Here is a 24,970-nt window from a genome sequence, read left to right on the forward strand (position 1 = left end):
TTCCGGCCCGCCTCCCGAGCCACGAGGAAGGCCAGCTTCGCCTCGGCGTTCCTCCACCCTGCGTAGCCCGGCTTGGGCATGTCGTTGATGCGAATTCGGATCGGCCGCCGCGCGGCCACGGCCCTGGAGGACGTCTTCAGAGGCTCGCCATCGGGGGGTCGAGACGAGCCCCACCTTGGAGAGGTTGTCGAGGATCCCGCGCACCCTGGTCAGGCTGCTCGGCTTCCCTTCCTTGCCGCTCGGAATCAGCTCGCACAAGAGCTCCAGCGTCGGCTTCCGAACCGGGTTCTTGAACTTCTATGGCCCAGCGCAGGTCCCGCAGGTCGCCGCCGGCCCGTGGTCGACCCGCAGGTGCGGCCACGGGGCCTCTGCGATTCCGGACACACGGCCGGGGCCGCCGAGCGCGTCGGCGACCTCCGGGTGTGTCTGCAGCCAGGCGAGGATCGCGGAGACCGGACCCGCGTCCGCCAGGGTCGGCTCGCTCATCAGAGCTGCGCGTAGCCCTGCGCCTGCAGGCGGGCGCCCGCCGTACTCCGGATCGACCAGGAGCTCGTCGCCTGGCGAGTAGGTGACGCCGTCGACCTCGTGGTGGTGCGTCAGCCTGATCGTGACCGGATCGACGGCGGGGTTGAGCGTGGGGCCGACACGCCTGGCGAGGGCCGGCGGCCGGACGACCGGGGCCGGCTGGGTGACGATGTCGGCGTCGGTGGACTGCTCCGCGGCGTCGGGCGCGGCGGGCTTCTTGGTGGTGGAGTTCGTAGCCATGGGCCCGCACTGTGCATGCGGCGGCCGCTAGTGTCGCTTCGTTGTGGTGGCGGAGCGAGGGGGAAACGTGGGAAGACGACTGATATCAGCATTGTCGCGATGGCTGGAGATCCCCCGACTGATCCGGCGGATCGTCTGGACGAGCCTGTTCCTGGGTTTGGTGTGCCTCGGGATCGGTCTCTATGGAGACGGGCACGGGTGGTGGGACGACCGAGGATTCGCAACAAACGTCTTCTCGAGCTTCACGGGCCTGCTTATCGGCGTGCCGTTCGCCTTGGTGGTGCTTTCGCACCTGGGATCGATGCAGGCAGAGGCCGCGACCTACAAGGTGGCTGCACGAAGCGGCCGGAACGCGGCACAGGAGTTCCAATGGATTGCCGCCACAGGGTTGGTGCGGCAAGAGCACGTCGATGCGAAGGATGATCTCAACCGTCTCCGTGCCGCCAACCAGCAGTGCCGTGCCGCTGCCGACAGGTGGGAGAAGGATCCGTCCCCCGCGAATTCAGGGGGGCTCTGCCGCGCCTTCGAGCGGAGGCGACCCCTCATCAGCGCGACGTTCATTCCCAAGCCGGTCCACCCCTGGCTGACGATGATCAGCGAGTCGTGGCACCGGCTTGACATGGAGGTTCGCCCCCGCCTTCTGGACGTTGAGGCCCCCTGGATACCTCGAGGCGCGCACGTAGCGCTGAGGACTGCCGTACGGACGCTGGACGGCATCAACGGCAGGCGCCTCCTGAACGACCAGCCCAGAGCGTTCAGAAGCCTGGAGCGCCACGGACAAGGGGAGAGTGTTGACGATCTCGCCCTCGTGAAGCTGGTCGAGCACCTCCGCGAGGATGCAGACAGCGCGCACGACGCGATTGCCGCACTGCTGTCGATCTGCGAGAGGTTGCCAGCTCTGGACAGCCTCGGGGGTTAGCGGCGAGCCGCAACAATGGCGGCCGCGCGGGACATAAAGAACGTGCCGTCGGAGCGGAGGTTGCCGGGGTAGACGATGCCTACTTCGGCCTCGACGACCAGGTGTGCCTGGACGGAGACGGTGACGGTGACCTTCTTCCCGGCGACGACCGGCTGGCCGGTGGTGATGTGCTGGGCGATGCCGTCGGGGTCCCGGTGGACGGTGCAGCGGCAGTTCCTGGAGGACTCGTCCTTGGGCCGGATCATGTAAGTGTGGGCGCCGACACCGCGGTGCTTGATGTCCCACCCCATGGAGTCAAGCTTGAACCGGAGGTTGTCCGGCACCTCCTGCCCGTTCGCCTCGACGTGAGTGGGGCGGACCTTGTCGTCGCCCATGGTCACCCACTTCTTGACGGGCGGCGCCAGGCGCTTCGCCTCGATCTCGGCCTTGCGGGCGATGCCCTGCACGTCGGGTGCGATCAGGCGCGCGAGCTGTTCCTCGAGGCCTCGAGCCGGGGTGAACTTCGCGCGGGCCATCACGGCACCACGGGCGGGTTGAGGGTGGCGGAGGTCTGGACGTAATCGACGTCCGGGCATCCGGACGCGGCGTGCTTGCGGGTGCTCGTCAGCGTCCAGGACCGGCCGGTCTCGTCGGTGATGGTGTCGCTCTCCTTGACCGGCCAGGCTCGCGGGTCGAGCCGCACGGTCCATGAGCCGTCGGGCTGCTCCAGGACCGACCCGGGCCAGGTGCCGCGCGGCGCGGGCTTCTGGTTGGGGTTCGGCGGTACGGGCACGCCGTTGGCGTCGTGCTCCCAGGGGTGAGCGAGCACATGCACCGTGAGTGTGGCGTTGGGCAGCACGACGGCCATGGGGTTCCTTCTGGTCAGCGGCCGCGACCGCGGCCGAGGGCGGACGAGTACGGCCACGGGGCGCGGGCGGGCCGGTTCAGCGGCTGGTACAGGCGGCGCTTCCACCGGGCCAGGATGTCCAGGGTCGGCAGCGCTCCGGCCTGGCCGGCGGCCGGTGCGGACTCGTAGGACACGGCCTGGCCTTCCGCGCTGACGGAGGACACGCGTCGGCCCTGCGCGCCGACGCCGCCGGGGCGCAGCCGCTCGGACTCTGCGGCGTGGGTGCTGGCGCATTGCGTGCGAGACTCGAATGGCGCGGCTGGATCCTCGTTCGAAGCCGATGCCGGTCGGGCGCTTCTCGTCTCGGCTCGCCCGACGCCGCAGGCCGCCCGTTCCATCGGCAGCCGCCCGGGCTGTGGAGTGAGCGGTCACACCGTCACGGTGGTGCTGCCGAATCGTCTACCTCATGGGCTCACGGGGCTCTGTGAGATGAGCGCGATGGCGATGCCGACTACGAGTACGCCGACTGTGCGGAGCAGGGCGGCACAGTGCCTCAGAGTCAATCGGAGCCTCAGGGAAACGGCGAGCACGGGAAACTCGGCCTGGTCAGAAGTCGGTTGGTGTAGGGGCATGCTGATTTGTTCCTTCCCTTGACAGCCCAATTCAGCGGGCTGCGTTGTCGTGCTGGTCAGGCTCAGACAACCGCCTTGTCCGGGAGTTCGGCGAACTTCTCGGACGGATTCCGGAAAAACCCGGACAGCGCCCCGCAGCCGGATCCAGAATCCGGTGAGCACACTGAACTGGAAGGCTGTCCGTCAGATGGATGCGTCAAGAACCGTGATCATCCGGTTTGCCAAGGAGTTGCAGCGGCTCCGCCTCCAGGTGGGCCAGCCCTCGCTCCGAGAGATCGTGGAAAGATCACAGCACTTCGGGAAACATCGTCTGACCCGTTCCACCGTGGATGACAAGCTCAAGGGCCGGACCAAGCCCGACATGGACTTCGTCCGCCGCTTCCACGCAGTTCTCTTGGCCTACGGCGATGACTACGGCTACTCCATCGCTCCGAGTGATCGAGAGATACGATCATGGCAGCACCTGTGGCGCGAGATGAACCGGGAACTGGTTGAGGCCAGGACGGCGCAGCGGAGGTCCGTACGGGCTCGTGCCGACCTTCGCGTGCATCCGGACCTCACCGCATTGTCCCAGCAGTCGGCGGGTGCCGTCGTCGCGCAACTCGAAGCCTTCTCCGCAACCCGGAACGGGGAATGGTCTGCGTCGGAACTACTCGAAAGGGCCGCAACCCATCGGTCCCTGCGCGGCACCATGGCCCTCCTGGGGGCCCTCCGGAAGGCTGGCCTGGAGGAACACCTGGACGAGTACCTGCGCTGCCTAACCGTTCAGAGGACATGGGGTCTGCGGCACTGTACCTTCTGGACCTACGAGGAGGCGCTCCGGAGGCGAGGCTGGCATGCGGAAGCAGATGATCTCCTTGTGAAAGCGTTGAACGACTCCACGCTCAGCACTGCTGTCCAGGTGCTCAAGGCAATCCGTTGTCGAGCCGCCGAGGAGGTATGGGAGCAGGCCCTGTTCGTCTTCGCTGGCCGCGAGGTGGCCGAAACGACTGTGCTGATCGGATACCTCGCCTGCTCGGGCCAACGGGACGTCGCTGAGGGCATTCTCACCGCCTGTACATGGGCGGCCGACGTCTCAGTCACCGCAGACCTCCTCACAGCTCTTGTGGAGTTCGGGCTTCTCCTTGAGGCCGAACGGCTTGCCAGCGTGTTCGTCGATCAGCGCGCCCACACGCCCCGCGACATCGCCGCTCTCATGGCGTTGCTCCACCAGCGGAAAATGCTGGACCAGCTCACCGGGCTCGTGGGAGCCGCAGAGCGCCTAGGCACAGCTCCCCTGGCGGTGGTGGTGGATGCTCTGCGACAGGAGGAGCGGGCAGACGAACTGGAGCCCTGGACCGCTCAGCTTGTGTTGGTCCTGGAGGGCAGGTTGAGCGAGTCTGGCAGCAGCGCCCACTAGTCTGCGGACGAGGTCGTGCCGTACGGCGCCCCGAGATCGCGATTCTCGGCACCGGCGCGGGCGCCCGCCAGCACGCCGCCCGCCTGTCCCCTCGGCCACCAGGTCTCATCGTCGGCACCTGCGACCCCGAGGCCACCCTCGCCCGGACGGAGCCCCACAGGATGGGCCGCTTCAGCCGGCCTGGCATCTACGGACCCTGATGCAGGGGTGGGACCCGATGGATGACAGGCATACCCAGGTCGATGGTCAGCCGGCCAGGGTTGGGTCGGACATCCAGCTGGGCGAGCTTCTCTTGAGCTCCGGCGAGGCTGACGCGGCCCTCGATCTCGCCGAGCCATCCTTCGCGCTCGGCCTCCATGATGCAGGCGCGGAGGTTTTTGGCGATTTCCGCAAGTCGGGGGCGCTGGGCCGGGTCCGGTCCAGGAGCGAGCAGCGCACCAGAGTTGTGGTGTCAGGGGCCGGTGACGAGGACGCGGAGTTCTGGCTACGCCCCGCTCTTCAGTCATCCCGCTGGGCTGCACGGAATCGGCCAGGAAGGGTCAGGCTCTCGTCCCACGCACGATGTCGTCGAGTTACCGCGCGAGTGCTTTCGAGCCGGGCACGTACCGGTTCTGTCGCTCGATGACGTGCCGAGGGCCCCGCTCCGCTGGTCGTCTCGCACCTTGCCCCGGCGCATGGAATGCCCCGAGTACCGCGGCCGCGCTCGCCGCAGAGCGCGCCGCGCGAGCCGCCGGCGGACCTTGAGGGCCTTCCGCCCGTCGTCGGTGAGGACCAGGGCGTCGAGTTCCCCCTGTTCCGCAACGGTCGACATGACAACCCGCTCCGCAGAGTCCAGCGGCCGGGTGAGGCCCGCCGCGAGCGCGGCGGCCGCGATGATGTTGCGGACCGTCCGGTCGCCGATCCCGCCCGCCCGGGTGGGATCGGCGGTCGGCCCGCCGTCGTCAGCATCCCCGCCTTGACCCGCCGCAACAGTGGACCGGACGTCACCCCTGCACTGGCGAGGACCGCCGCCCAGGCCCGGTACGCGTCCACCGGACAGGTGTCGTCGTCCTGCGCCGCGATCCGGATCACGTCGGCGGTCTTGCCGTACGCGTTCGTCTTGCTCAGCCGGAGCGTGGACAGCTCGACGAGCTCGCCAGTGTCCGGATCCACGAGCCGGATCGATTCCTCCACCACGTCCCGCAGGTTGAGGCTCGCCGGCTCCGAGGCGCGGCCCGCCATGTACCAGTCCAGGGACAGCACAAGAGCGTCCCGAATGCCCTCCACCGCGGTGCGGTCGAGGGTAGCCAGCATCGCGGCCAGGTCCCCGCGGGTGCACTCGGTGGTATGGAGAACATCCCCTTGGCCGCCGTCGTCGCGTGCCTCTTCCTGCGCGCGCTGGGAGACGATCGCCCGGATCAACGCACGCTCGGACTCGAGGACAGTCGTGCCGGCGGCGGCGAGACGCTCCGCGATCGTCGAGGTGTAGACGGCGATCGTCTCGGCCGGATGCCGCCGACCAGCGAGCGCGGCCGCGTAGTCCGCCAGCGTGCCCGCGTCGGTGTGGAGCCGGCCGCGCTCCTGACACCACGAGACGTAGGCCGCGGTACGAGAGTCCCGCGACCTTCGGGTGTTGTCCGGAGTCGAGGCGAGCGCCCGCTGCAGGGTCTCCACGTCGACCGCGTACCCGTCCGGAGTCAGGACCCGCCCGTCGGGCAGCGGGGTGTAGCCCCCGCCACCCGACAGCACGGTGCTCCCCGTCACGAGCTCCGGCGTCATCGCCGGCTCCCCACAGAGGAGTTGCTTCGGCGCCGGGCTGTGTCCCGCGCCATCACGGCGAACGCGGCGGACGTGCCGAGAGCGACAACCGCCACGAACCCGGACCACCGAGCCCAGCTCAGACCGTCGATGTCCCACGCTGCCACCGTCACCGCAGTGGCCAGCAGGCCGATCAACCCGAAACCGGTGCGCATATCCGCCGTGCTCATCCTCTGCCCTCTGCTTCGTACTCGATGACGGTCAGGCCGTCGGGCGATGCAGACGTATGCACCAGTCGACACGGCTGCGCAGCTCGAACCGGCCGGAATTCCGCCTGCGACAGGGTCACCCAGGCCGTCTCACCCCTGATCGTCGGACGAGGAGAGGCCCGGGAACCTCATCACAGCCGCTGGTGGATCGCCGCGACGTGAACGGCGGCCTCGAACCGAACCGAGAGCTTGTCATAGCGAGTGGCGACCGCCCGATGCTGCTTCAACGGCCGATCCCGCACTCCACCGCATGGCGGGCCTTGTAGTCCTGCCAGTCGACGGCAGGCGGGCGGCCGCCCGTACGGCCACGACCCTTGAGGTTGCGCACCTGGCCGGTCGGCTCGGGAACCGTGCTCCTGATCCCACGCCTGCGCAGGTAAGCACGGTTCGCGCGAGAGGAGTACGCCCTGTCTCCCCGCACCCGCAGCGGGCGAGTCCGTGGCCGGCCACCACCGGGCCTGGGAACCCGGATCGCGTTCAGAACCGGTTCGAACTGAGGGCTGTCGCCCCGCTGGCCTGCCGTGACCAGCAGCGACAACGGGTTCTGTCCCTGCTCGCACGCCAGACGGATCTTCGTGGTGAACCCGCCCCGGGACCTGCCCAGTCCGTGGTCGTCCGGCTCATGCCCCACTCCGCCGGGCGGCTCCTCCTGCCCGACGCCGTTCCGGCGGGCACCAGCCGCGTGCTGGTGGGCACGGCAGACCGTGGAGTCGACGTTGATCTCCCAGGTGATCAGCCCGGCCGCATCGGCCCGTGCCTGCAGCAACGTCAGCAACCGGGCCCACATACCCTGCCGTTGCCATCTGCGGAGCAGTCCGTAGACGGTTTGCCAGGGCCCGTACTCACGCGGCAAGTCACGCCATGGGACGATCCCGAGTTCTCGCCGTGTGCGGACCAGGGGGAGGCGAGCCGGCGCGTCGGAGCCGTAGTGCCGGTAGCCCGCGGCGGTCGGTAGCGAATGCCGAGCCGCATGCGGCCCGAGGGAATGCCGAGCGTGGCCGCTATCGTCGTCGCCTCGCGTCCGCGTGGGTGCGGACCACCGCGCCCCAGGCAGCCGCCACCGCGCCCCAGACCGTGCGGAGTCCGGGCTCGGCTGCCCGTACCGCGGCCACCACGGTCTCCGGGTCGGTGTCCGCCTCCCGTAGCAGCTCGCCGTCCTCGGCCGCCCACTCCGCGACCGTGTTCCCGGTGGCCTCCGGATGGAACTGCACCGCCCAACCCGCCCTCCCGAGCCGGAACGCCTGGTGCGGGCAGTCGTCGCCCGTGAGCAACGGGACCGCGCCGGGGGGCAGTCGGTCCATGTCGTCCCCGTGCCACTGCGCCGCGAGGGCGCCGTCCGGCACCCCTCCGAGCACCGGATCGTCCGTCGCCGCCGGCAGCCTCCTGAGCGGCACGGCGCCGAGCTCCGGTCCCTGGGGACGTGTCGTGACCGAACCGCCCAGGGCGTGGGCGACGATCTGACCGCCCAGACAGATCCCGAGCAGCGGTATCTCCGCGGCCACCGCCTCCCGTACGAGCGCCCGGACCTGCGGCAGCCAGGGAGCGGCCTCGTCGTCCTCGCAGTTCACGGACCCGCCGAGGACCAACAGCCCCGCATGGCCACCCAGGTCGGCCGGGAGCGTCGCGCCCTCCCAGGCGCGCACCACGTCGAGCCGGAGGCCGTCGCGTACCAGGCGCTCACCGACGAGCCCGGCGCCCGCTCCCTCCTCGTGCTGCACCACGAGTACGGCGGCGGGCAGGTGCGCGGTTCCGGCCGGGGCCCGGCCCGCGGCGGCCGCCGCCGCCACCCCCGCTGTCCGCGCGACCTCCGTCGTCCCTGCCGTCCGCGCCGCCCCCGCTGTCGCCGTCCCCGCAGCTCGCGTCGTCCCTGTCGTCTCCGTCGTCACGGTCGGTCCGCCTCCCAAGGTCCGCCCGGGAACGCCTCGTCACGTTCGCCGACCCCGGGGATCGCCGAAGAGTCGTTCGCGCGGGACCCCCGGGGGGCTCGTGCACGATCACGCCTGAGTAGCCGCCCGCGCCCGTCTGAGTACCTGGACCGATACGGGGTCGCCCGCGCGCTGCTGGAATGTGACCATGACCTTCGACGTCCGGCGACGCACCCGCCCCCTCCAGCACGTCACCGCCACCGGCACGGCCCTCGCCGTGGCCCTCGGTCCGGTGGTCGTCGGTGCGTTGCTCGCCCGGTCGGTGGGCGGCGACCCGATGGCGTCCGTCAACGCCCTGATCGCGGGCGGCGGCCAGCGCACCAGGATCTCGTCCGCCCAGCTCCGCTCCTCCGCCCTGCGCCGCTCGGGCGTGCGACTCCGCTCCCGGGCGACGCGAGGGGCCGTCCGCCCGCCCCGCGGCACCCGTACCGCACCGGTTCGCCGCCTCTCCCGTGCGGTTCCGCTGCCGCGCCGGGGCGGATCAGCCGCGCGGTTTGCGCGCCAGGAGGAAGCACTGCGGCGTCTTCTCCTCGGGGTGCGGCTCACGCACCAGACGGACCGACTCGACGAGACCGGCCGCCGCCAGGTGTCCCGCGACGCGGTCCGGTGACCAGCGGTACACGTCGAGCCTGACCTCATGGCCGTACGCCCGGTCGAGGCGTACGTGCCCGCTCCCCACCTTGAAGGCGACCAGGACATGGCCGCCGGGCGCCAGGACCCGTTGGAACTCGGTGAAGGACGCGACGATTTCCTCCTCCGGCATGTGCACCGTCGAGTACCAGGACAGGACCCCGCCGAGCGAGGCGTCCGGGAGGTCGAGCGCGGTCATCGACCCCACCTCGAAGCGCAGCCCCGGGTAGGTGTCCCGGGCGACCTCGATCATCCCCGGTGAAAGATCGACACCGAAGGCGTCGGCGCCGATGTCCCGCAGGTACGCCGCCACCCGCCCCGTACCGCAGCCGAGGTCTCCCACGGCGCGGGGCCCTTCTCCCGTCTCCACCGCTCTCACGAACTCCGCGAGCATCGCCCGGTCGAGCGGCACTTCCGCCAACTGGTCGGTGAGCAGTCGCTCGTAGTCGACGGCGACGGTGTCGTACGAGCGTCGGGTGGCGGTGATGTGCGCGGCTTCGGTCATGGCGGCACCTTAGGGATCCGGCCTCATCGACACGACACCCCCGGGGGCCGGACACGGTCCCGGTCCTCCGGCCGTGACCGGGGCCAGGGCCCGACGCGTGACGGCGGTGGCGGCGGTGGCGGCGGCGAGGGGGCTTGACGGTGGTCTGACATTCGCCATGTCGAACGGCTCCCGAGGGCCACTCGGATGAGCGATGATCACCACATCCGAGGAGGCACCCGGGAGTCAGCTTCGGGGCCATGACGAAGGGCACACCGAATGGCGAGGCGGCACCCCGTGCGGGACGACCACCCCACGAGCGGCGGCGTGGACGGAACCGCGCGTTCCGAGGGTGTGGACGGTGGCGACGCGACGCGTGGCACCAGTCGGCGCCGGTTCCTCGGGTACGTCCTCGCCGCCCCCACCCTCACCGTCGCCGCACAACTCGGAGCCGAGGCCCTCGCGCCCCGGCAGGCCGCCGCCGCGGCCCCGGCGCTCGTCCCCTCGCTCCCCGGACCCGCCGAACTCCTCGACCTCAACGAACTGCTCACCCTCGCGGCCCTCCCCACCAGCCACCTCATCACCATCCGCCTCGACGAGGACGGCACCGCCCACTTCGCGCTGCCCCGCGCCGAGGTCGGCCAGGGCATCACCACCTCCAGCGCCATGATCGTCGCCGAGGAACTCGACCTGCCCCTGGACAAGGTCGTGGTCACGCTCGCCGACGCGCGGCCCGAGCTGCTCTTCAACCAGCTGACCGGCGGCTCCAACACCACGTACTCCACCTACCACCCCCTGCGCGTCGCCGCCGCCGTCGCCCGCGGCCGGCTCCTGCACGCCGCCTCCCTCGTCCTCGGCGAGGCCCTCGGCACCCTCACCACCAAGGCCGGTGCCGTCCTCTCCCCGACCGGCGCACTGCTCGGCTACGGCGAGCTCGCCGTGCCGGCCGCCGCCGTGTCCGACACCGCCGTCGAGGTCACCCTCAAGGACCCCGACCGCTTCCGGCTCATCGGCACCGGACAGCGCCGCGTCGACGCCCTCGAAGCGGTCACCGGCCGCAAGAAGTTCGCGATGGACCTCCAGGTCCCCGACGCCCTGCCCACCATGGTCTGCCGCCCGCCCACCATCAACGGCACGGTCCGCTCCGTCGCCAACCTCGCCGAGGTACGGGCCCTTCCCGGGATCACCGACGTCGTCACCGTCTCCACCGGCGTCGCCGTCCGCGGCCGCACCTTCGGCCAGTGCATCGACGCCGTGCGCGCCCTCCGGGTCGAGTGGGGGCCGGGCACCGCCGAGGGCGCCTCCGACGCGACCGTCCTCGCGAAGCTCCGCCGGGCCGAACTCCCCCTGGTCGTACCGCCCCTGCCGCTGCTCACCAAGGCCGTCGACGCCCGTTTCACCTTCCACTTCGCCAGCAACGCGGCGCTGGAGACCAACTGCGCGATCGCCGACGTCCGGGAGGACTCCGCCGAGATCTGGGGCTCGCTCAAGGCGCCGATCGTCGCCCAGGAACAGATCGCCCTGAAGCTCGGTCTGCCGGTCTCCGCGGTCCGCGTCCATGTCACCGAGGGCGGCGGCTCCTTCGGCCGCAAGCTCTTCCACGACGCCGCCGACGAGGCCGCCGAGATCTCCCGCGCCATGGGCAAGCCCGTCAAGCTGATGTGGCACCGGACCGACGACTTCCGCCAGGGCCGCACGCACCCGATGTCCACCTCACGGGTCCGTGCCACGTACACCCTCGGCGAGGTCCTCACGTACGAGCAGCGGCACACTTCCGTGGCCACCGACTTCGGGCACGGCATCGGCGAGGTCCTCACGGCCGAGGTCGCCCGGTTGCCCGTCGGCGACCTCGCCTTCTCCGAGACGATGTTCCAGCTCACCCAGATCAGCCCCTACCACCTCGGCGTCACCACCCAGCTGCTCTCCGAGACCGACAAGGGCTTCAACACCGGGTCCATGCGCAACATCTACTCGCCCAACGTCCGCTGTGCGCAGGAACTCGTCATGGACGAACTGGCCCGGTGCATGGGACAGGACGCGTACGCGATGCGCCGCCGTCTCATGAAGGACCCGCGTGCCCGCGCCGTCCTCGACAAGGTCGCCGAAGTGGGGGAGTGGGGCCGCGCCATGCCCGCCGGCACCGCCCAGGGCATCGCCGTCCACACCGAGTACCACTCCGTCGTCGCCATGCTCGTCGAGATCGACTGCCGGCCCGGGACCACCGGGCGGAAGATCCCCGGCGCGGTCACCGGACCCCGGGTGACCAAGGCGGTCTGCGCCGTCGACGTCGGTCTCGCCGTCAACCCGCGCGGCCTGGAGGCCCAGATGATGGGCGGCATCTCGGACGGCATCGCCATCACCCTGACGTCCGGCCTCCACCTGCGCGACGGGCACTTCCTCGAAGGCAGCTGGGACCAGTACTTCTACACCCGGCAGTGGAACACCCCGCCCGAGCTCGAGATCATCGTGATGCCCTCGACCGGCGACAAGCCGGGCGGCGCGGGCGAACTCGCGGTCGCCGGCGCCATGGCCGCCGTCGCCTGCGCCTACGGCCGGGCCACCGGCACCATGCCGACGGTCTTCCCCGTCAACCACGCAGATCCGCTCGCCTTCACGCCCCTGCCGACCGTCCCGCCCGTCCCCGCCTCGCCGACCGACGGCCGCGACCGCGCCCTCTGAGACCTGGAGCAGCATCCGTGCCGCAGCACACCTTCATCCTGAACGGCAAGGCCGTCACCGCCGACGTCGAGGGCGACGTCCGACTCCTCTGGGTCCTCCGGGACGTCCTGGGCGTCACCGGGCCCAAGTACGGCTGCGGAGTCGGCGTCTGCCGGGCCTGTACGAGCCACCTCAACGGCAAGGCGTTCACGCCCTGCGCCGTGCCCGTCGAGGACCTCGCCCCGAGCGACGAGGTCACCACCATCGAGGGGCTCCCCGACACCGTCGGAAGCGACCTCCATCCCATGCAGGAGGCCTGGCTCGACCTCGACGTCGCCCAGTGCGGCTACTGCCAGCCGGGCCAGATCATGACGGCGGTCGCGGAGGTCCGCCGGGCCCGGGAGGCCGGGCGCGAGATCACCGAGGCGGACCTGGACACGATCCGGAACATCTGCCGGTGCGGGACCTACCACCGCATCCGACAGGCCGTCCTTGACGGCGCGCGCAGGATGACCTGACCGAGCCGACCGTCCGACAGCCCCGCGGCCTGCGGGCTTCGGGGCACAGGGACCTTCGGAAGGTCAGGCCCGGGCCGAGGTCCCCGGCGTCGCGCCGGGGACCTTGAGCGGCGAGGACGTGGACTCCGGTTCCGTACCGGCGAGCCGGGCGGCCTCGTTCCCCTCGCCCGACGCCACCGCCGCGGCCGGCGCCGGCCTCTCCCGTACCGCGTCCAGATACTCCGCCACCGCGTCCCGGTTCCGGGTGAGGCAGCGGATCCGCTCGGTCATGCGGTCCCGCTCGTCCTCCAGGGTGGCCAGCATCTCCGGGGTGGCGTCCGGGAAGTGGATGATCCGCGGCTTGTTCAGGCAGGGCAGGATCTGCTTGATGATCCGGGTCGGCAGACCGGCGTCCAGCAGGCCCCGGATCTGCATGACCCGGTCCAGGTTCGACTCGTCGTAGACCCGGTAGCCGTTGGGCAGTCGATCGGCGACGATGAGACCTTGTTCCTCGTAGTAGCGCAACAGCCTGCGCGGTGTTCCGGTGCGCTCCGACAGCTCCCCGATCCGCATGGACGCCCCCTCCGGCGACTCGCTTGACCTTCACATCAATGTGAGGGTTTGAGCATAGATCCATGGCCAACGACACGACAGCGGCGGCCCGTTCCGCCGCGCACGCCGCCTCCACGATCCCCGCTGCCTCCAGGACCCCCACCGCCTCCACCGCTCCCTCCGGCCGGCTGCCGCTCCTCGCGCTGCTCGCCCTCGCCACCGCCGTCTTCGTCACCAGCCTCACCGAGACCCTCCCCGCCGGCGTCCTGCCCGGAATGAGTGCCGACCTCGGTGTCGGCGAGGCCGCCATGGGCCAGTCGGTCACCGTCTACGCCCTCGGCACCGCTCTCACCGCCGTCCCCCTGGCCGCCCGCACCGCCGCATGGCGCCGTAAGCGCCTGCTGCTCACCTCGGTCGCCGGATTCGCCGCCGCCAACACCGTGACGGCCGTCTCCTCCTCGTACGCCCTCACCATGGGCGCCCGGTTTCTCGCCGGAGTCGCCGCGGGCGTCGCATGGGCCCTGCTCGCCGGGTACGCCCGGCGCATCGCGCCGCCGCACCTCCAGGGCCGGGCCGTCGCCGTCGCCATGACCGGCATCCCCCTGGCGCTCTCCCTCGGCGTGCCGGCCGGCACCTTCCTCGGTGAGGCCGTGGGCTGGCGGATCGCCTTCACCGCCATGACCGTCATCGCCGTCGTCCTCCTCGGCTGGATCGCCCTCGCGGTCCCCGACCTGCCGGGCGAGGCGCACGGCGGACGCGCCCCGGTCGCACGGACCCTGAAGGTGCCGGGCGTCCTCCCGGTCCTGGCCGTCACGTTCACCCTCGTCCTGGCCCACACCGTCCTCTACACCTATGTCGCCGCCTACCTCGGGCACCTCGGCATCGGCGGTTCCACCGGTCTCGTCCTGCTGGTCTTCGGCGTCGCCTCGCTCGCCGGGATCTGGCTCACGGGACGGCACATCGACCGCAGGCTCCGGATCCTGACCCTTGCCGGCACGGTCCTCGTCGCCGTGGCGGCCGCGGTGCTCGCCGTCCCGGCCGGCGGCACCGCGCTCGTCCTGACGGCCGCCGCGCTCTGGGGGGCGGGCTGGGGCGGCGCGCCCACCCTCCTCCAGACGGCCGTCGCCGACGCGGGCGGCGAACACGCCGACACCGCCCAGACCCTGCTGGTCAGCCTCTGGAACGCGGCCATGGCGGCGGGCGGCATCGCCGGCGGTGTCCTGCTCGACGCGCTCGGCGCGGGCGCCCTGTCCTGGAGCGTGCTCGTCCTCCTCGTCCCGGTGGTGGCGATCGTGGCGGGGGCCCGCGCCCACGGGTTCCCGGCCCGCCCGGGGCCCCGCCGGTGAACCGGACCGCACACGGCCGGAACGAGGAGCGGACCGCCCGGTCCGGCTCCGCGTCGAGTCCGTGGGGAACGCCCGAAGGCCCCCACCGCATCCACGCGGTGGGGGCCTTCGGGCGTTCTGTCGACGGGTCAGGCGGCCGGCGGGACCCGGGACGGCCGTCCGGCGCCGCGTGTCAGCACGTAGCCGCCGATGCCCGCGAGGGCCGCGAGGATGCCGCCCGCCGCGGTCCAGAGCCAGCGGTCGGACCACCAGCCGGAGGACCAGCCGTCGTCCGGGGCCGCGGCGTCGACGGCGGAGGGCCGGCCGGCCTTCTCGTCGGCCTCCGCCTGGTCGGCCGTGGTCGCCCCGGGCACGAGCGGCGCGGCGAGCGAGCCGTCGGCGGCGTAGGCGCCGCCCTTGTCGACGGTGCTCACCCCGAGCCGGGCCGTGAACGGCTGGCCGAGGTCCTCGTCCGGCAGCGAGGTGGCGGTCAGCCGCACGTAGTAGCTGCCGGGCAGCGGGTCGTTCGACCAGGTGTCGGCCGAGGCGCGCACCGGTCGCAGCACACAGGTGAGCCGCACGGTGGCGGTCTCCTTCGCCGCGGCGCGGGACTGGGTCCCGTACATGCACGGCTGGCGCCGCCGGAGCCCGTCGTACACGTCGACCCGCCAGGTGGCGGGTCCGTGCCGCAGTGCCGCGTCGGGCAGGGTGACGGTGGCGTTCACCGTCGGCCGCTGCCCGGTGTCCGCCGGGAACACCCAGTACAGGTAGTCACCCGTGGCGGCCTGCGCGGTGGCCTCCTGCCCGGGGAGGAACCGGGCGGCCGTACGGAACGTGGTGCCGGCCTCCGTCGGCCCCGCGGTGGAGGCGGTGTCCTCGCCCGGGGCGGTCGAGGGCGAGGGGGAGTCGGCCAGGGCGGCCGGGGCCGCGAGGCCGAGGAGAGCGGCGCCCGCGAGGGCGGCCGTGGCGAGCATGCGTACGGTACGCATCAGTGGGTCCTCCAGACAGCGACGCGCCAGCGGGACAGCCAGCCCCAGAGCAGACCGGCCACGAAGCCGACGAGCACCAGCGCGCCGAGCAGCCACCAGCCGCGGCCGAGGCCGAACGACGCCACGTCCGACGCGGTCGACGGGCCGTCGACGACGTCCACGGTCAGCTCGATGGGCATGCCCGGCGTCGTCTTGACCGACGGGGGAGCGGAGAACGAGTTGCTGATCTGGAGACAGACCGTCTCCGCGGCCGGCTTGCCGTCCTCGGGCTCGTCGTCGAGCTCCGGCTTCGGGTAGCGCAGGCCCGTCGAGATGACGTCGGTGCGTCCGTCGCCGGCCTCGGAGCCGCGGACGATCTCCCTGCCGTGGCGGGTCACGGCGCGCAGCAGCACGCCGTAGTCGTTGTTGACGGCACGGTCGGCCGACACGCTGACGGAGGCGCGGAGTTCCTGACCGGGCAGCAGGTCCACCCGGTACCAGCGGTGCTGGCCGAAGGCCTCGCGGTCGGTGTACAGGCCGGGCTTGAGCTGGGGCGCGTCGGCGCAGCGCAGCGTGCCCTCGGTGGCCACCGGAGTGACGACCGGGTCGGCGGCACGGTCGACCAGCTGCCGGACCCGGCGGGAGAGCTCCTCGGTTCGGTGGACGGAGGTGTAGGTGCCTCCGGTGGCCTCCGCGATGCAGATGAGCTGCTGCCGGGTCTTGGCGTCCGGCACCAGACCCAGGGTGTCGATGACGAGATGGATGCCCTTCGCCGCGATCTCGCGCGCCACCTGGCACGGGTCGAGAGGGGCGCAGGTGTCCTCGCCGTCCGTGATGAGCACGATCCGCCGGGTGGCCTCACCGCCCTCCAGGTCCTCGGCCGCACCGAGCAGCGCCGGACCGATCGGGGTCCAGCCGGTCGGGGCCAGGGTGGCCACGGCGGTCTTGGCCTCGGTCCGGTCGAGCGGGCCCACCGGGTAGAGCTGGCGGGTGTCCTTGCAGCCCCGCTTGCGGTCCTGCCCGGGGTAGTCGGCGCCGAGGGTGCGGATGCCCAGCTGGACCTCCGAGGGCACCGCGTCGAGGACCTCGTTGAAGGCCTGCTTGGCCGCGGCCATCCGGGACTTGCCGTCGATGTCCTTGGCCCGCATGGAGCCGCTCACGTCGAGGACCAGCTCGACCTTGGGGGATTCCTTCGCCACCGGCGCGTCCGCGGTCGCGCCTGTCGGCAGGAGCGCGACGCTCAGGGCGGCGAGCAGCGCGCAGGCCCCGGTCGCCAGCCGTTTTCTCGTGATCATCGCCGGATCGTATTGATGATCCTCCGACAATCCAAAACGAGGGTGGGCGCCGGGGCCTGAGATGCGGTCAGAACGGGGGAGACCGCGCGGCTCGCCGCGGCGGTCTCCCGGGGGTCAGCGGTGCTCGGGGTTCGGGAAGTCCGGCTTGCAGCCCGCGTCCCATGCCGAGCGCTGGTTGCCGTGCGCCGGGATGCCGCCCGTCCGCTTGAGGAGTCCGGCGACATGCATCAGGTTCCAGGCCATGAACGTGGTGTTGCGGTTGGTGAAGTCGTTCTCGGGGCCGCCCGATCCCGGGTCCAGATAGGAGGGGCCGGGGCCGGCCGCGCCGATCCAGCCCGCGTCCGCCTGCGGCGGCACCGTGTACCCCAGATGCTGGAGGCTGTAGAGGACGTTCATCGCACAGTGCTTCACGCCGTCCTCGTTGCCGGTGATCAGACAGCCGCCGGCCCGGCCGTAGTACGCGTACTGCCCGGCGCTGTTGAGGAGGCTCGAGCAGGCGTAGAGCCGCTCGATCACCCGCTTCATCACGGAACTGTTGTCGCCGAGCCAGATCGGCCCGCACAGCACGAGGATGTCGGCGGCCATCACCTGCTCGTACAGCGCCGGCCACGCGTCCGACTCCCAGCCGTGCCCCGTCATGTCCGGCCATACCCCGGTCGCGATGTCCAGGTCGACGGCCCGCACCAGGGAGGTCGTCACGCCCTGCGCCTCCATGACGGACCGGCTGCGCTCGATCAGCCCCTCGGTGTTGCTGACCTCGGGGGAGCGCTTGAGCGTGCAGTTCAGGTAGAGCGCGCTGAGGTCGTCGTACCGGTACTGGGCGGGATCGGGGGCGGTCATCGACGGTCTCCTCACGGGACGGGGGCGGCCCCTCCCGGGACCACCCCCCAGCCTGCGCACGTCCTCGCTCCCGGGCCACCGGGCCGCGACCGAACGCATGAGCAGCCGTCAGGGACCGCGATGTCGTCCCTACGCCGACGGGTGCGGCGGCACGGCGTCGACGAGTGCCGCAAGGGCGGCTCCGAGCCCCTGCGCCCCCGGTCCCGCCGCGCCGCCCGGCTCACTCATGTAGACATCGCGCCGGATCTCGATCATGAGCGCGCTGACCCGGGGATCCTTGCCGTAGTACGACAGCGGTACGTACGTCCCCGCGAAGGGCGTGTCCGTCGCAAGACCCCCGAACCCGGCGAACGCCTCCCGTGCCGCGTCCAGCAGCGCCGGCGGCGTGTGGAAGGCGTCGGTGCCGAGGCAGACCGGCGGGCGGGGCCCCTCGCCGTGCAGCTCGTACGGCAGCGGCCCGGTCGGGTACGAGTGGACGTCGACGATCACGGCCCGCCCCGTCGCCTCCAGCCGCCCGGCCACGGCGGCGGCCATGCCCTCGGCGTACGGCGTGAAGTACCGGTCGATCAGCGGCGCCGGGTCGAACCCGGCGGGGCGGAGCGCGGCCCGGTGCGTCGTCCGCGTGTACACCGCGCCCATCCCGACGGCCAGCATCTCCTCGCGCTCGTCGGGGAAGCGCTCGGGGTCGACGACCAGGCGGGACAGCCGGTTGACGAACTGCCAGGGAGTCGCGCCGGCGGCGGCCGCGGCCACGGCGGCGATCTCCGCCGTGTGGGCGTCGGTGATGTGGTCGAGCTCGCGGTCCAGTTCGCCGTCGTCGAGCAGGATGCCCTCGCGCACGTCCGGGGGTATCACCCGGGAGGAGTGCGGGACATGGAGGAGGACGGGGGAGTCCGGGGCGCCGGCGAGGACGTCGTACGAGCGTGAGGTCATCGGCTCACCCTTCCACAGGTCGGGCCCGCCGTGGAGTGTGCCCGGCGCGCGCCGTACGCCCCGCCGGCACTGCTGGTTCAGGACCCCTGTCGGCCGTCACCGGTCGGCCGTCACCGGTCGACCGTCACCGCCGCATGGATGGTCTTCCCGTCCGGCCTCGCGTCCACGGTCACCTCACGGCACAGCCGGAGCACGATCGGCCAGCCGTAGCCGCCGAGGCGGAGCCCCTCGCGGCGCTCGTACAGCGGGGCCTCACCGCTGGCGTCGGACACGGACACCGTCACCCGGTCGTGCCCGACCCCGATTCCGAACCCCGTGACACCGCCGGCATGCCGGTGCGCGTTCGTGACCAGCTCCGAGGTGACGAGCAGCAGGTCCTCGACCTGGCAGGGCCGCAGGGGCCCGAGCGCGGCGAGGGCGTCGCGGACGACCGTGCGCGCCTGGGCCGGGGTACGGACCGGGGGTGAACCTGCGTTCCCGGCGTCGCACGGATCCGCCCCCGGGGCCGGGGACAGGGTGTCGCTCCAGGTGTTCATCACGGATCCCTTTCTTCCTGTCCGATATCTCAGCAGCTGATGCGTTTCGTCTGCCCGTTCGAACCGGGGTGATGCCTTCCGCTCGGCCGGAATCGGCCGGGAGCGGAGGGGGAGTGCCTGCCGGAAGCGGGGGTACGAGAACCAGGAACGCTGAACGGACCGCGAGCCAGAGGAGGTTGTCCCTGTGCGGACCGATCCGGGCGAGGCGACGAAGACGAACGCGACGAAGACGAACGCGACGAACGGCGTGGGCGAGGAACTGCCCTTTCCCGAGGTCCCGCACGCGGTTCCACCCCGGGACGCGCGTGCCCTGTCGAAGGTGTTCTTCCGTGAGCTGGCGGCGCGGGAGGAGGGCACCGCGGGGCACCAGTACGTCCGCAACACCCTCATAGAGATGAACATGTCACTGGTGGTGTACGCGGCGGGGCGGTTCCGGGCGCGTGGCGACGAGCGGGAGGACATCCTCCAGGTCGGCATGGTCGGCCTGATCAAGGCGATCGACCGCTTCGACCTGTCGCGCGAGGTGGAGTTCGCCACCTTCGCCGTGCCGTACATCCTGGGCGAGATCAAGCGCTTCTTCCGCGACACCACCTGGGCCGTGCACGTCCCGCGCCGCCTCCAGGAGGCGCGGGTGGAGCTGGCCAAGGCCACCGACGAGCTGAGCTCACGGCTCGGCCGGGCCCCGCGCATCTCCGAGCTCGCGCCGGTCATGGACCTGTCCGAGGACGAGGTCGTCGAGGCCCAGGTCGCCGCCAACGGCTACCACTCCACGTCCCTGGACGCCGCGCTCGCCGGCGGCGACAACGAGGACGAGGACGCCGCGTTGGCCGACCTCATCGGCGAGGAGGACCCGGCGCTCGCACTCTTCGAGGAGTTCCACACCCTCGCGCCGCTCGTCGAGGCCCTCGCGCCGCGCGACCGGCTGCTGCTGCACCTCCGCTTCGTGGAGGAACTCACCCAGACCCAGATCGGCGAGCGGATCGGTGTCTCCCAGATGCACGTCTCACGGCTGCTCGCCCGCAGCCTGGACCGGCTGCGGGACGGCATGATCGAGGACGGTGGTGACGCCCGAGAGGGCTGAGTGCCGGACCCGCCTGTCCCAGCGGCCCCCCGCCCTGTCGGACCCCCCCTGTCCCAGCGGCCCCCCGCCCTGCCGGACCCGCCTGTCCCAGCGGCCCCCCGCCCTGTCGGACCCCCTGTTCCAGCGGAGCTACGCGCCCTACCGGACCCACCCGGCCGACTGAATCCTCGCCGTCAGCGGACCGAGCTCAGGAACGCGCGGGTGCGCTCCTCCGCGGGCGCGTCCAGGAGCTGGTCGGCCGGACCCGACTCGACGATCCGGCCGCCGTCGAACATCAGGATCCGGTCCGAGACGTCCCGGGCGAAGCCCATCTCGTGCGTCACGCAGAGCAGGGTGATGTCGGTCCGCCGGGCGACGTCCCGCAGCACGTCCAGCACCTCCGCCACGAGTTCCGGGTCCAGCGCCGAGGTCACCTCGTCCAGAAGCAGGATCTCGGGCCGCATCGCCAGCGCGCGGGCGATGGCCACCCGCTGCTGCTGGCCGCCGGAGAGCCGGGTCGGCCGCGCGTCGACCTTGTCGGAGAGCCCGACCAGGGCGAGCAGGTCCCGGGCCCGGAGCCCGGCTTCCTCCCGGCTCTCGCCGAGCACGTGCACGGGCGCTTCCACGACGTTCTCGAGGACGCTCATGTGGGGGAAGAGGTTGAACTGCTGGAACACCATGCCGATCCGCCGCCGTCGCGCCGCCAGATGACGTTCGCTCGCCGGAACCAGCTTCCCGGCCGTCCGGCCCGGCATGTGGGAGAACGGCTCCCCGTCCACGTGGATGACGCCGTCGGTCACCCGCTCCAGCGTCATCAGCAGCCGGAGGATGGTGGTCTTCCCGGAGCCGCTCGGGCCGATCAGCGTCACGCGCTCCCCGCGGCCGACCTCCAGGTCGAGGCCGTCGAGCACGGTGTGGTCCCCGAACCGCTTCGTGACCCGGTCGAAGCGGACCGCCGGGTGCGTCGTCGGATGCGGGTCCGGGTGCGCCGCCGGATGCGCGGTCGGGTCCTTGGCGAGGTTCTCGGACAGCTCCTCAATGGGCAAGGCGTGTCTCCAGTCGTCGTATCAGCACCGAGGTCGGCCAGCTCGCGAGCAGGAACACGGCGGCGGCGAGGGTGAAGCTCTCCAGATAGGCGAAGTGGGTGCTGCCGAAGGTGTTCGCCTCGTGGACCATCTCGTGCACCGTGATCACCGAGAGCAGGGGCGTCTCCTTGAACATGGAGACCGCGTAGTTGCCCAGCGGCGGCAGCACGTTGCGCACGGCCTGCGGCAGCACCACCGCGCGCCAGACCCGCCGGCGCGGCAGCGACAGCGCCGTGCACGCCTCCCACTGTCCCTTCGGTACGGCGTCGATGCCCGTGCGGTACACCTCGGAGAGGTACGTGGCGTAGTGCACGCCCAGGACCAGGACACCGAGCGTCGGCGCGTCGAGTCCCGGGATCAGTACCCATGCCGCGAACAGCTGCACGAGGAGCGGGGTCGTGCGGACGAACCCGGCCGCCCCGCGCACCGGGAGGGCCAGCCACGCGGGCCCCGCGCGCTGGGCGAGGGCGAGCAGGAGCCCCAGGACCATCGCGACGGCGAAGGCGAGCACCGTTGCGACCAGGGTGACGCCGAAGCCTTCGAGAACGGTCGGCAGAGCGGCCCGGGCCGCCTCTCCGTCCCACATCAGACGCCTCCTTCCTGCCCGAGACGGGCCTTCGCCGCCCGCTCGAGGGCGTTCATGAGGAGGCTCAGGACGACGGCCATGGCGAAGTAGAGCCCGAGGAGCAGCAGGTACGAGGCGGCCGTCGCGCCCGTCGAGGAGCGCAACTGGTCGATCTGGAAGGTGAGATCCGGGACCGTGACCAGGGAGAGCAGCGGCGTCGCCTTGAGCAGTTGGACGAGGAGGTTCTTGAACGGCGCCACCATCAGGGCGTGCGCCTGCGGCAGGACGACCCGCCGCAGCCGCAGCACCGGGCCCATGCCGAGCGCGATCGCGGCCTCGGTCTGGGCGCGGGGGACCGCGGTCACCGCGCCCCGCACGACCTCGGAGCCGTATGCCCCGAAGTTGAGGCCGAGCGCGAGGACGCCGCAGGCCAGCGGCTCCAGCCGGAAGCCGACCATCGGCAGCGCGAAGAACAGCCAGAAGAGCTGCACGTACAGCGAGGTGCCCCGGAAGAACTCCACGACGACCCGCACCGCTCCGCGCACCGGCAGCCGCGCCGACCGGGACGGCAGGCCGAGGGTGTACGCGAGGAGCAGTGCGAGCGCGGCACCGAGCACCGTGGCTTCCACCGTGGTCAGGAGCCCCTCGCCGAGCCGGGGCAGGGCCCGCCGGAGCTCGGGGAGGAACTCAGCCATGCCGGCCGCCCTTCACGCGGCGCACAGGTCGGCGGTCCGCAGGGAACGGGGCGGCACCTCGCGGGCGGTGAAGCCGTAGCGGCCCAGGAGCTCCACGAACCGGTCGGGGGATCCGGTGATCTTGCGGAGCTCCTGGTCGAACGCGTCCCGCAGCCCGGTCGCGCCCGGCCGGAACACGGCTCCGCCCGCGCCGAGCTGCCGCACGCCGTCGACCACCGGCACGAACGCCTCGGTGACCTCCACCGCGGCGTCCCGGTTCGTCCGCGCCAGCCAGCGCAGCGAGATGGCGGTCAGCGCGAACGCGTCGATCCGCCCGGCGAGGAGGGCGTCGAGACCGTCCTGCTGCTTGGCCAGCGTCTTCACCGACCCGTCGGGAACACCTGCGGCCTTGGCGAACGACGCCTCCACCGCGGCCGTCAGCACGCCGACGGTGATCCCCTTCGCCGCGCAGGACGCCAGGTCGCTCAGCCCCTTCGGATTGCCCTTGCGGACCATCAGCGCGGTCGGGGAGACGAACTCCGGCTCGGAGAAGATCACCTTGGCGCAGCGCTCGGGCGTGATCGACATGCCCGCGCTCACGACGTCGAACCGGTCGGCGAGGAGACCGGGGATCAGCGCCCCGAACTCGGTTAGTGTCGGGCGCAGTTCGCGCACCCCGAGCGCCGCGAACACCTCGCGGTGCAGCGTCGGCGCCTCACCGGCCGGCTCGGCGCCGTCCTGGAAGCCGTACGGCGCCTCACCGGCGAACCCGACCCGTACGAAGCCCTGTTTCCGCAGCCGCGCCAGGAGCGCGCCGTCGTCCTCGGGCGCGCCCGAACCGACCTGGGTGCGGGTGCAGGCCGCAAGGAGCCCCGAGGTCAGGGCGAGGCCGCCGAGGAGCGCGGTTCTGCCGAGGAAGCCGCGTCGGTCCAGGCGTGCCGGGCCGGTCACGCGTGGTCCCACGAGGGCGCGGCGATGAACGAGGGCCGCCGGACCGGGGCGGCGAAGGGCGCCTCCGGCTGGTTGTCGACGCTGTTGAAGACGAGGAACACGTTGCTCCGGGGGTACGGGGTGATGTTGTCGCCCGACCCGTGCAGCGCGTTGCAGTCGAACCAGGTGGCGGAGCCGGCCGGACCTGTGAAGTGGCGTATGCCGCAGGCGTCGGCGAACGTGGTCAGCGCCTCGTGGGAGGGCGTACCGGCGTCCTGCATCTGGAGCGACCTCTTGTAGTTGTCCTTCGGCGTGGCACCGGCGCAGCCGAGGAACGTGCGGTGCGAACCCGGCATGATCATCAGGCTGCCGTTGGTGGTGTGGTTCGGCGTGAGCGCGATCGACACCGACACGGTCCGCATCTGCGGCAGCCCGTCCTCCGCGTGCCAGGTCTCGAAGTCCGAGTGCCAGTAGAAGCCGCTGGCCCCGAAGCCCGGCTTGACGTTGACCCGCGACTGGTGGACGTAGACCTCGGAGCCCAGGATCTGGCGGGCGCGCCCGATGATCCGCGGGTCCTCGGCCAGTCGGCCGAAGACCTCGCTCATCCGGTGCACCTCGAAGACGGAACGGATCTCCTGGGAACGGGGCTCGACGACCGCCCGTTCGTCCGCCCGTACGACCGGGTCGGAGACGAGCCGGTCCAGCTCCGCACGGAGCACGTCGACCTCGTCCGGGGTGACGATCTCGTCCACCGTGATGAAGCCGTCGCGGTCGTACTCCTCCAGTTCACGGGCCCAGAACGGGCCCGCCGTGCCGGGCTCGGACCACACGACGGGGTCCTTGCGGCCGATCAGTTCCTCCTTGGGGCCACGGGTGGGGTAGAGGTCGACGGGGCGGGTGGGTGCGGAGGGCATGGGGGAGCGTGCTTCCTTTCGCGTAGGGATGCGGCTGGAGTGCCGGGCTCAGGCGTCGTCGGAGGCGGACGCGGGTTCCGTCAGCAGCGGGTAGACGCCGTTCTCGTCGTGGTCCTCGCGCCCCGTCACGGGCGGGTTGAAGACGCACAGGCAGCGGAAGTCGGCCTTGACCTTGAGGGTGTGGCGCTCGTGCCCGTCGAGCAGATACATCGTTCCGGGCACGATGGTGTACGTGCGGCCCGTCTCGTGGTCGGTGAGTTCGGCCTCACCGGCGGTGCAGACGACGGCCTCGACGTGGTTCGCGTACCACATCGCGGTCTCGGTGCCGGCGTACAGCACCGTCTCGTGGAGGGAGAACCCGACCCGCTCACGGGCCAGGACGATGCGCTTGCTCTCCCAGGTGCCCGAAGCGGCCCTCACGTGCCGCTCGGTGTTCTCCAGCTCGTCGAAGGTACGGACGATCATGGGGTACGACTGCCTTTCGGGTGTTCGGTGTTCGGTGTTCGGTGATCGGTGATCGGGTCATCCGGGTCATCGGACCGTCGGTCGGAC

The 24,970-nt window shown here is 71.6% G+C and carries 25 protein-coding genes and 1 pseudogene; 6 read left to right on the plus strand and 20 right to left on the minus strand.

Translation table 11 applies throughout. The annotated features are described in order from the left end of the window. Positions 1-297: 297 nt before the first annotated feature. On the minus strand, positions 298-765 hold the full coding sequence (locus ACZ4XX_RS13795; protein WP_468508140.1) for a hypothetical protein: 468 nt from the start codon (positions 763-765) through the stop codon (positions 298-300). A 67-nt stretch (positions 766-832) separates the two neighbouring features. On the opposite strand from ACZ4XX_RS13795, the gene ACZ4XX_RS13800 reads away from it, so the two are divergent. Then, positions 833-1,684: a hypothetical protein gene (locus ACZ4XX_RS13800; RefSeq protein WP_468508141.1), complete on the plus strand. Its 852-nt coding sequence runs from the start codon at positions 833-835 to the stop codon at positions 1,682-1,684. Here ACZ4XX_RS13800 and ACZ4XX_RS13805 read toward each other — a convergent pair. The 3 genes from ACZ4XX_RS13805 to ACZ4XX_RS13815 are packed head-to-tail and all read right to left on the minus strand — an operon-like array spanning position 1,681 to position 2,734. Further along, the gene (locus tag ACZ4XX_RS13805; protein ID WP_468508142.1) at positions 1,681-2,199 is read right to left on the minus strand and encodes a structural protein; all 519 of its coding nucleotides are present in this window, start codon (positions 2,197-2,199) and stop codon (positions 1,681-1,683) included. The genes ACZ4XX_RS13800 and ACZ4XX_RS13805 overlap by 4 nt on opposite strands. Next, positions 2,199-2,531 carry a hypothetical protein gene (locus ACZ4XX_RS13810; protein WP_468508143.1) on the minus strand — a complete coding sequence of 111 codons (333 nt, stop codon included), beginning with the start codon at positions 2,529-2,531 and terminating at the stop codon, positions 2,199-2,201. Before ACZ4XX_RS13810 ends, ACZ4XX_RS13805 begins: the two co-directional genes overlap by 1 nt. A 14-nt stretch (positions 2,532-2,545) precedes the next feature. Further along, entirely contained in the window at positions 2,546-2,734 is a 189-nt protein-coding gene (locus ACZ4XX_RS13815) for a hypothetical protein (RefSeq protein ID WP_468508144.1), read from the minus strand. A gap of 562 nt (positions 2,735-3,296) precedes the next feature. Between ACZ4XX_RS13815 and ACZ4XX_RS13820 the strand changes: the two genes are divergently transcribed. Next, entirely contained in the window at positions 3,297-4,541 is a 1,245-nt protein-coding gene (locus ACZ4XX_RS13820; RefSeq protein WP_468508145.1) for a hypothetical protein, read from the plus strand. A 498-nt stretch (positions 4,542-5,039) separates the two neighbouring features. On the opposite strand, the gene ACZ4XX_RS13825 is transcribed toward ACZ4XX_RS13820, so the two are convergent. From ACZ4XX_RS13825 to ACZ4XX_RS13840, 4 genes and pseudogenes are all read right to left on the minus strand, one after another. Then, the gene (locus tag ACZ4XX_RS13825; protein ID WP_468508146.1) at positions 5,040-6,194 is read right to left on the minus strand and encodes a hypothetical protein; all 1,155 of its coding nucleotides are present in this window, start codon (positions 6,192-6,194) and stop codon (positions 5,040-5,042) included. 484 nt (positions 6,195-6,678) lie between these two features. Continuing rightward, a pseudogene (locus ACZ4XX_RS13830) lies at positions 6,679-7,415 on the minus strand (IS5 family transposase); the annotation flags it as partial. Positions 7,416-7,548: 133 nt separating this feature from the next. Then, on the minus strand, positions 7,549-8,433 hold the full coding sequence (locus ACZ4XX_RS13835) for a type 1 glutamine amidotransferase (protein WP_468508147.1): 885 nt from the start codon (positions 8,431-8,433) through the stop codon (positions 7,549-7,551). 520 nt (positions 8,434-8,953) lie between these two features. After that, the gene (locus tag ACZ4XX_RS13840; protein ID WP_468508148.1) at positions 8,954-9,607 is read right to left on the minus strand and encodes a class I SAM-dependent DNA methyltransferase; all 654 of its coding nucleotides are present in this window, start codon (positions 9,605-9,607) and stop codon (positions 8,954-8,956) included. A gap of 258 nt (positions 9,608-9,865) precedes the next feature. Between ACZ4XX_RS13840 and ACZ4XX_RS13845 the strand changes: the two genes are divergently transcribed. Continuing rightward, positions 9,866-12,265 carry a molybdopterin cofactor-binding domain-containing protein gene (locus ACZ4XX_RS13845; protein WP_468508149.1) on the plus strand — a complete coding sequence of 800 codons (2,400 nt, stop codon included), beginning with the start codon at positions 9,866-9,868 and terminating at the stop codon, positions 12,263-12,265. A gap of 17 nt (positions 12,266-12,282) precedes the next feature. Next, positions 12,283-12,762: a (2Fe-2S)-binding protein gene (locus tag ACZ4XX_RS13850; protein ID WP_055599959.1), complete on the plus strand. Its 480-nt coding sequence runs from the start codon at positions 12,283-12,285 to the stop codon at positions 12,760-12,762. Positions 12,763-12,825: 63 nt separating this feature from the next. Here ACZ4XX_RS13850 and ACZ4XX_RS13855 read toward each other — a convergent pair whose 3' ends face one another. Continuing rightward, positions 12,826-13,314 (minus strand): MerR family transcriptional regulator, encoded by a 489-nt coding sequence (locus ACZ4XX_RS13855; RefSeq protein ID WP_468508150.1) that lies wholly within the window; start codon positions 13,312-13,314, stop codon positions 12,826-12,828. 62 nt (positions 13,315-13,376) lie between these two features. Between ACZ4XX_RS13855 and ACZ4XX_RS13860 the strand changes: the two genes are divergently transcribed. Beyond that, on the plus strand, positions 13,377-14,639 hold the full coding sequence (locus ACZ4XX_RS13860) for an MFS transporter (protein ID WP_468508151.1): 1,263 nt from the start codon (positions 13,377-13,379) through the stop codon (positions 14,637-14,639). A 128-nt stretch (positions 14,640-14,767) separates the two neighbouring features. Here the strand turns inward: ACZ4XX_RS13860 and ACZ4XX_RS13865 are convergent, their stop codons facing one another. From ACZ4XX_RS13865 to ACZ4XX_RS13885, 5 genes are all read right to left on the minus strand, one after another. Beyond that, positions 14,768-15,607 (minus strand): hypothetical protein, encoded by an 840-nt coding sequence (locus ACZ4XX_RS13865; RefSeq protein WP_468508152.1) that lies wholly within the window; start codon positions 15,605-15,607, stop codon positions 14,768-14,770. Continuing rightward, positions 15,607-16,881: a VWA domain-containing protein gene (locus tag ACZ4XX_RS13870; protein ID WP_468508153.1), complete on the minus strand. Its 1,275-nt coding sequence runs from the start codon at positions 16,879-16,881 to the stop codon at positions 15,607-15,609. The genes ACZ4XX_RS13865 and ACZ4XX_RS13870 overlap by 1 nt, the downstream gene beginning before the upstream one ends. A gap of 114 nt (positions 16,882-16,995) precedes the next feature. Then, positions 16,996-17,721, minus strand: coding sequence for a flavodoxin family protein (locus ACZ4XX_RS13875; RefSeq protein ID WP_468508154.1), 726 nt, complete (start codon positions 17,719-17,721; stop codon positions 16,996-16,998). Between the two features lie 129 nt (positions 17,722-17,850). Further along, complete coding sequence (locus ACZ4XX_RS13880; RefSeq protein WP_468508155.1) at positions 17,851-18,654, minus strand: N-formylglutamate amidohydrolase; 804 nt, start codon at positions 18,652-18,654, stop codon at positions 17,851-17,853. 110 nt (positions 18,655-18,764) lie between these two features. Beyond that, on the minus strand, positions 18,765-19,190 hold the full coding sequence (locus tag ACZ4XX_RS13885; protein WP_468508156.1) for an ATP-binding protein: 426 nt from the start codon (positions 19,188-19,190) through the stop codon (positions 18,765-18,767). Positions 19,191-19,374: 184 nt separating this feature from the next. Between ACZ4XX_RS13885 and ACZ4XX_RS13890 the strand changes: the two genes are divergently transcribed. Then, positions 19,375-20,271: an RNA polymerase sigma factor SigF gene (locus ACZ4XX_RS13890; RefSeq protein WP_468508157.1), complete on the plus strand. Its 897-nt coding sequence runs from the start codon at positions 19,375-19,377 to the stop codon at positions 20,269-20,271. A gap of 173 nt (positions 20,272-20,444) precedes the next feature. Here the strand turns inward: ACZ4XX_RS13890 and ehuA are convergent, their stop codons facing one another. The 6 genes from ehuA to ACZ4XX_RS13920 are packed head-to-tail and all read right to left on the minus strand — an operon-like array spanning position 20,445 to position 24,883. After that, a complete protein-coding gene (gene ehuA / locus ACZ4XX_RS13895) occupies positions 20,445-21,290 on the minus strand; it encodes an ectoine/hydroxyectoine ABC transporter ATP-binding protein EhuA (protein ID WP_468508274.1) in 846 nt (281 codons plus the stop codon). Next, entirely contained in the window at positions 21,286-21,921 is a 636-nt protein-coding gene (gene ehuD / locus ACZ4XX_RS13900) for an ectoine/hydroxyectoine ABC transporter permease subunit EhuD (protein ID WP_468508158.1), read from the minus strand. The genes ehuA and ehuD overlap by 5 nt, the downstream gene beginning before the upstream one ends. Then, positions 21,921-22,595, minus strand: coding sequence for an ectoine/hydroxyectoine ABC transporter permease subunit EhuC (ehuC, locus tag ACZ4XX_RS13905; RefSeq protein ID WP_468508159.1), 675 nt, complete (start codon positions 22,593-22,595; stop codon positions 21,921-21,923). Before ehuC ends, ehuD begins: the two co-directional genes overlap by 1 nt. A 12-nt stretch (positions 22,596-22,607) precedes the next feature. Further along, positions 22,608-23,525 (minus strand): ectoine/hydroxyectoine ABC transporter substrate-binding protein EhuB, encoded by a 918-nt coding sequence (gene ehuB, locus ACZ4XX_RS13910; RefSeq protein ID WP_468508160.1) that lies wholly within the window; start codon positions 23,523-23,525, stop codon positions 22,608-22,610. Next, positions 23,522-24,418, minus strand: coding sequence for an ectoine hydroxylase (gene thpD, locus ACZ4XX_RS13915; protein ID WP_468508161.1), 897 nt, complete (start codon positions 24,416-24,418; stop codon positions 23,522-23,524). Before thpD ends, ehuB begins: the two co-directional genes overlap by 4 nt. 48 nt (positions 24,419-24,466) lie before the next feature. Next, on the minus strand, positions 24,467-24,883 hold the full coding sequence (locus ACZ4XX_RS13920) for an ectoine synthase (RefSeq protein ID WP_468508162.1): 417 nt from the start codon (positions 24,881-24,883) through the stop codon (positions 24,467-24,469). Between the last annotated feature and the right edge of the window lie 87 nt (positions 24,884-24,970).

This window comes from Streptomyces sp. NPDC029956 (genome assembly GCF_055574655.1).

Coding starts and splice junctions, on each gene's coding strand:
- ehuD (WP_468508158.1), bottom strand. CDS start 21,921: ATGTGGGACGGAGAGGCGGCCCGGGCCGCTCTGCCGACCGTTCTCGAA.
- ACZ4XX_RS13845 (WP_468508149.1), top strand. CDS start 9,866: ATGGCGAGGCGGCACCCCGTGCGGGACGACCACCCCACGAGCGGCGGC.
- ACZ4XX_RS13885 (WP_468508156.1), bottom strand. CDS start 19,190: ATGAACACCTGGAGCGACACCCTGTCCCCGGCCCCGGGGGCGGATCCG.
- ACZ4XX_RS13880 (WP_468508155.1), bottom strand. CDS start 18,654: ATGACCTCACGCTCGTACGACGTCCTCGCCGGCGCCCCGGACTCCCCC.
- ACZ4XX_RS13810 (WP_468508143.1), bottom strand. CDS start 2,531: ATGGCCGTCGTGCTGCCCAACGCCACACTCACGGTGCATGTGCTCGCT.
- ACZ4XX_RS13875 (WP_468508154.1), bottom strand. CDS start 17,721: ATGACCGCCCCCGATCCCGCCCAGTACCGGTACGACGACCTCAGCGCG.
- ACZ4XX_RS13920 (WP_468508162.1), bottom strand. CDS start 24,883: ATGATCGTCCGTACCTTCGACGAGCTGGAGAACACCGAGCGGCACGTG.
- ACZ4XX_RS13865 (WP_468508152.1), bottom strand. CDS start 15,607: ATGCGTACCGTACGCATGCTCGCCACGGCCGCCCTCGCGGGCGCCGCT.
- ehuC (WP_468508159.1), bottom strand. CDS start 22,595: ATGGCTGAGTTCCTCCCCGAGCTCCGGCGGGCCCTGCCCCGGCTCGGC.
- ACZ4XX_RS13795 (WP_468508140.1), bottom strand. CDS start 765: ATGGCTACGAACTCCACCACCAAGAAGCCCGCCGCGCCCGACGCCGCG.
- thpD (WP_468508161.1), bottom strand. CDS start 24,418: ATGCCCTCCGCACCCACCCGCCCCGTCGACCTCTACCCCACCCGTGGC.
- ACZ4XX_RS13870 (WP_468508153.1), bottom strand. CDS start 16,881: ATGATCACGAGAAAACGGCTGGCGACCGGGGCCTGCGCGCTGCTCGCC.
- ACZ4XX_RS13860 (WP_468508151.1), top strand. CDS start 13,377: ATGGCCAACGACACGACAGCGGCGGCCCGTTCCGCCGCGCACGCCGCC.
- ACZ4XX_RS13805 (WP_468508142.1), bottom strand. CDS start 2,199: ATGGCCCGCGCGAAGTTCACCCCGGCTCGAGGCCTCGAGGAACAGCTC.
- ACZ4XX_RS13840 (WP_468508148.1), bottom strand. CDS start 9,607: ATGACCGAAGCCGCGCACATCACCGCCACCCGACGCTCGTACGACACC.
- ACZ4XX_RS13855 (WP_468508150.1), bottom strand. CDS start 13,314: ATGCGGATCGGGGAGCTGTCGGAGCGCACCGGAACACCGCGCAGGCTG.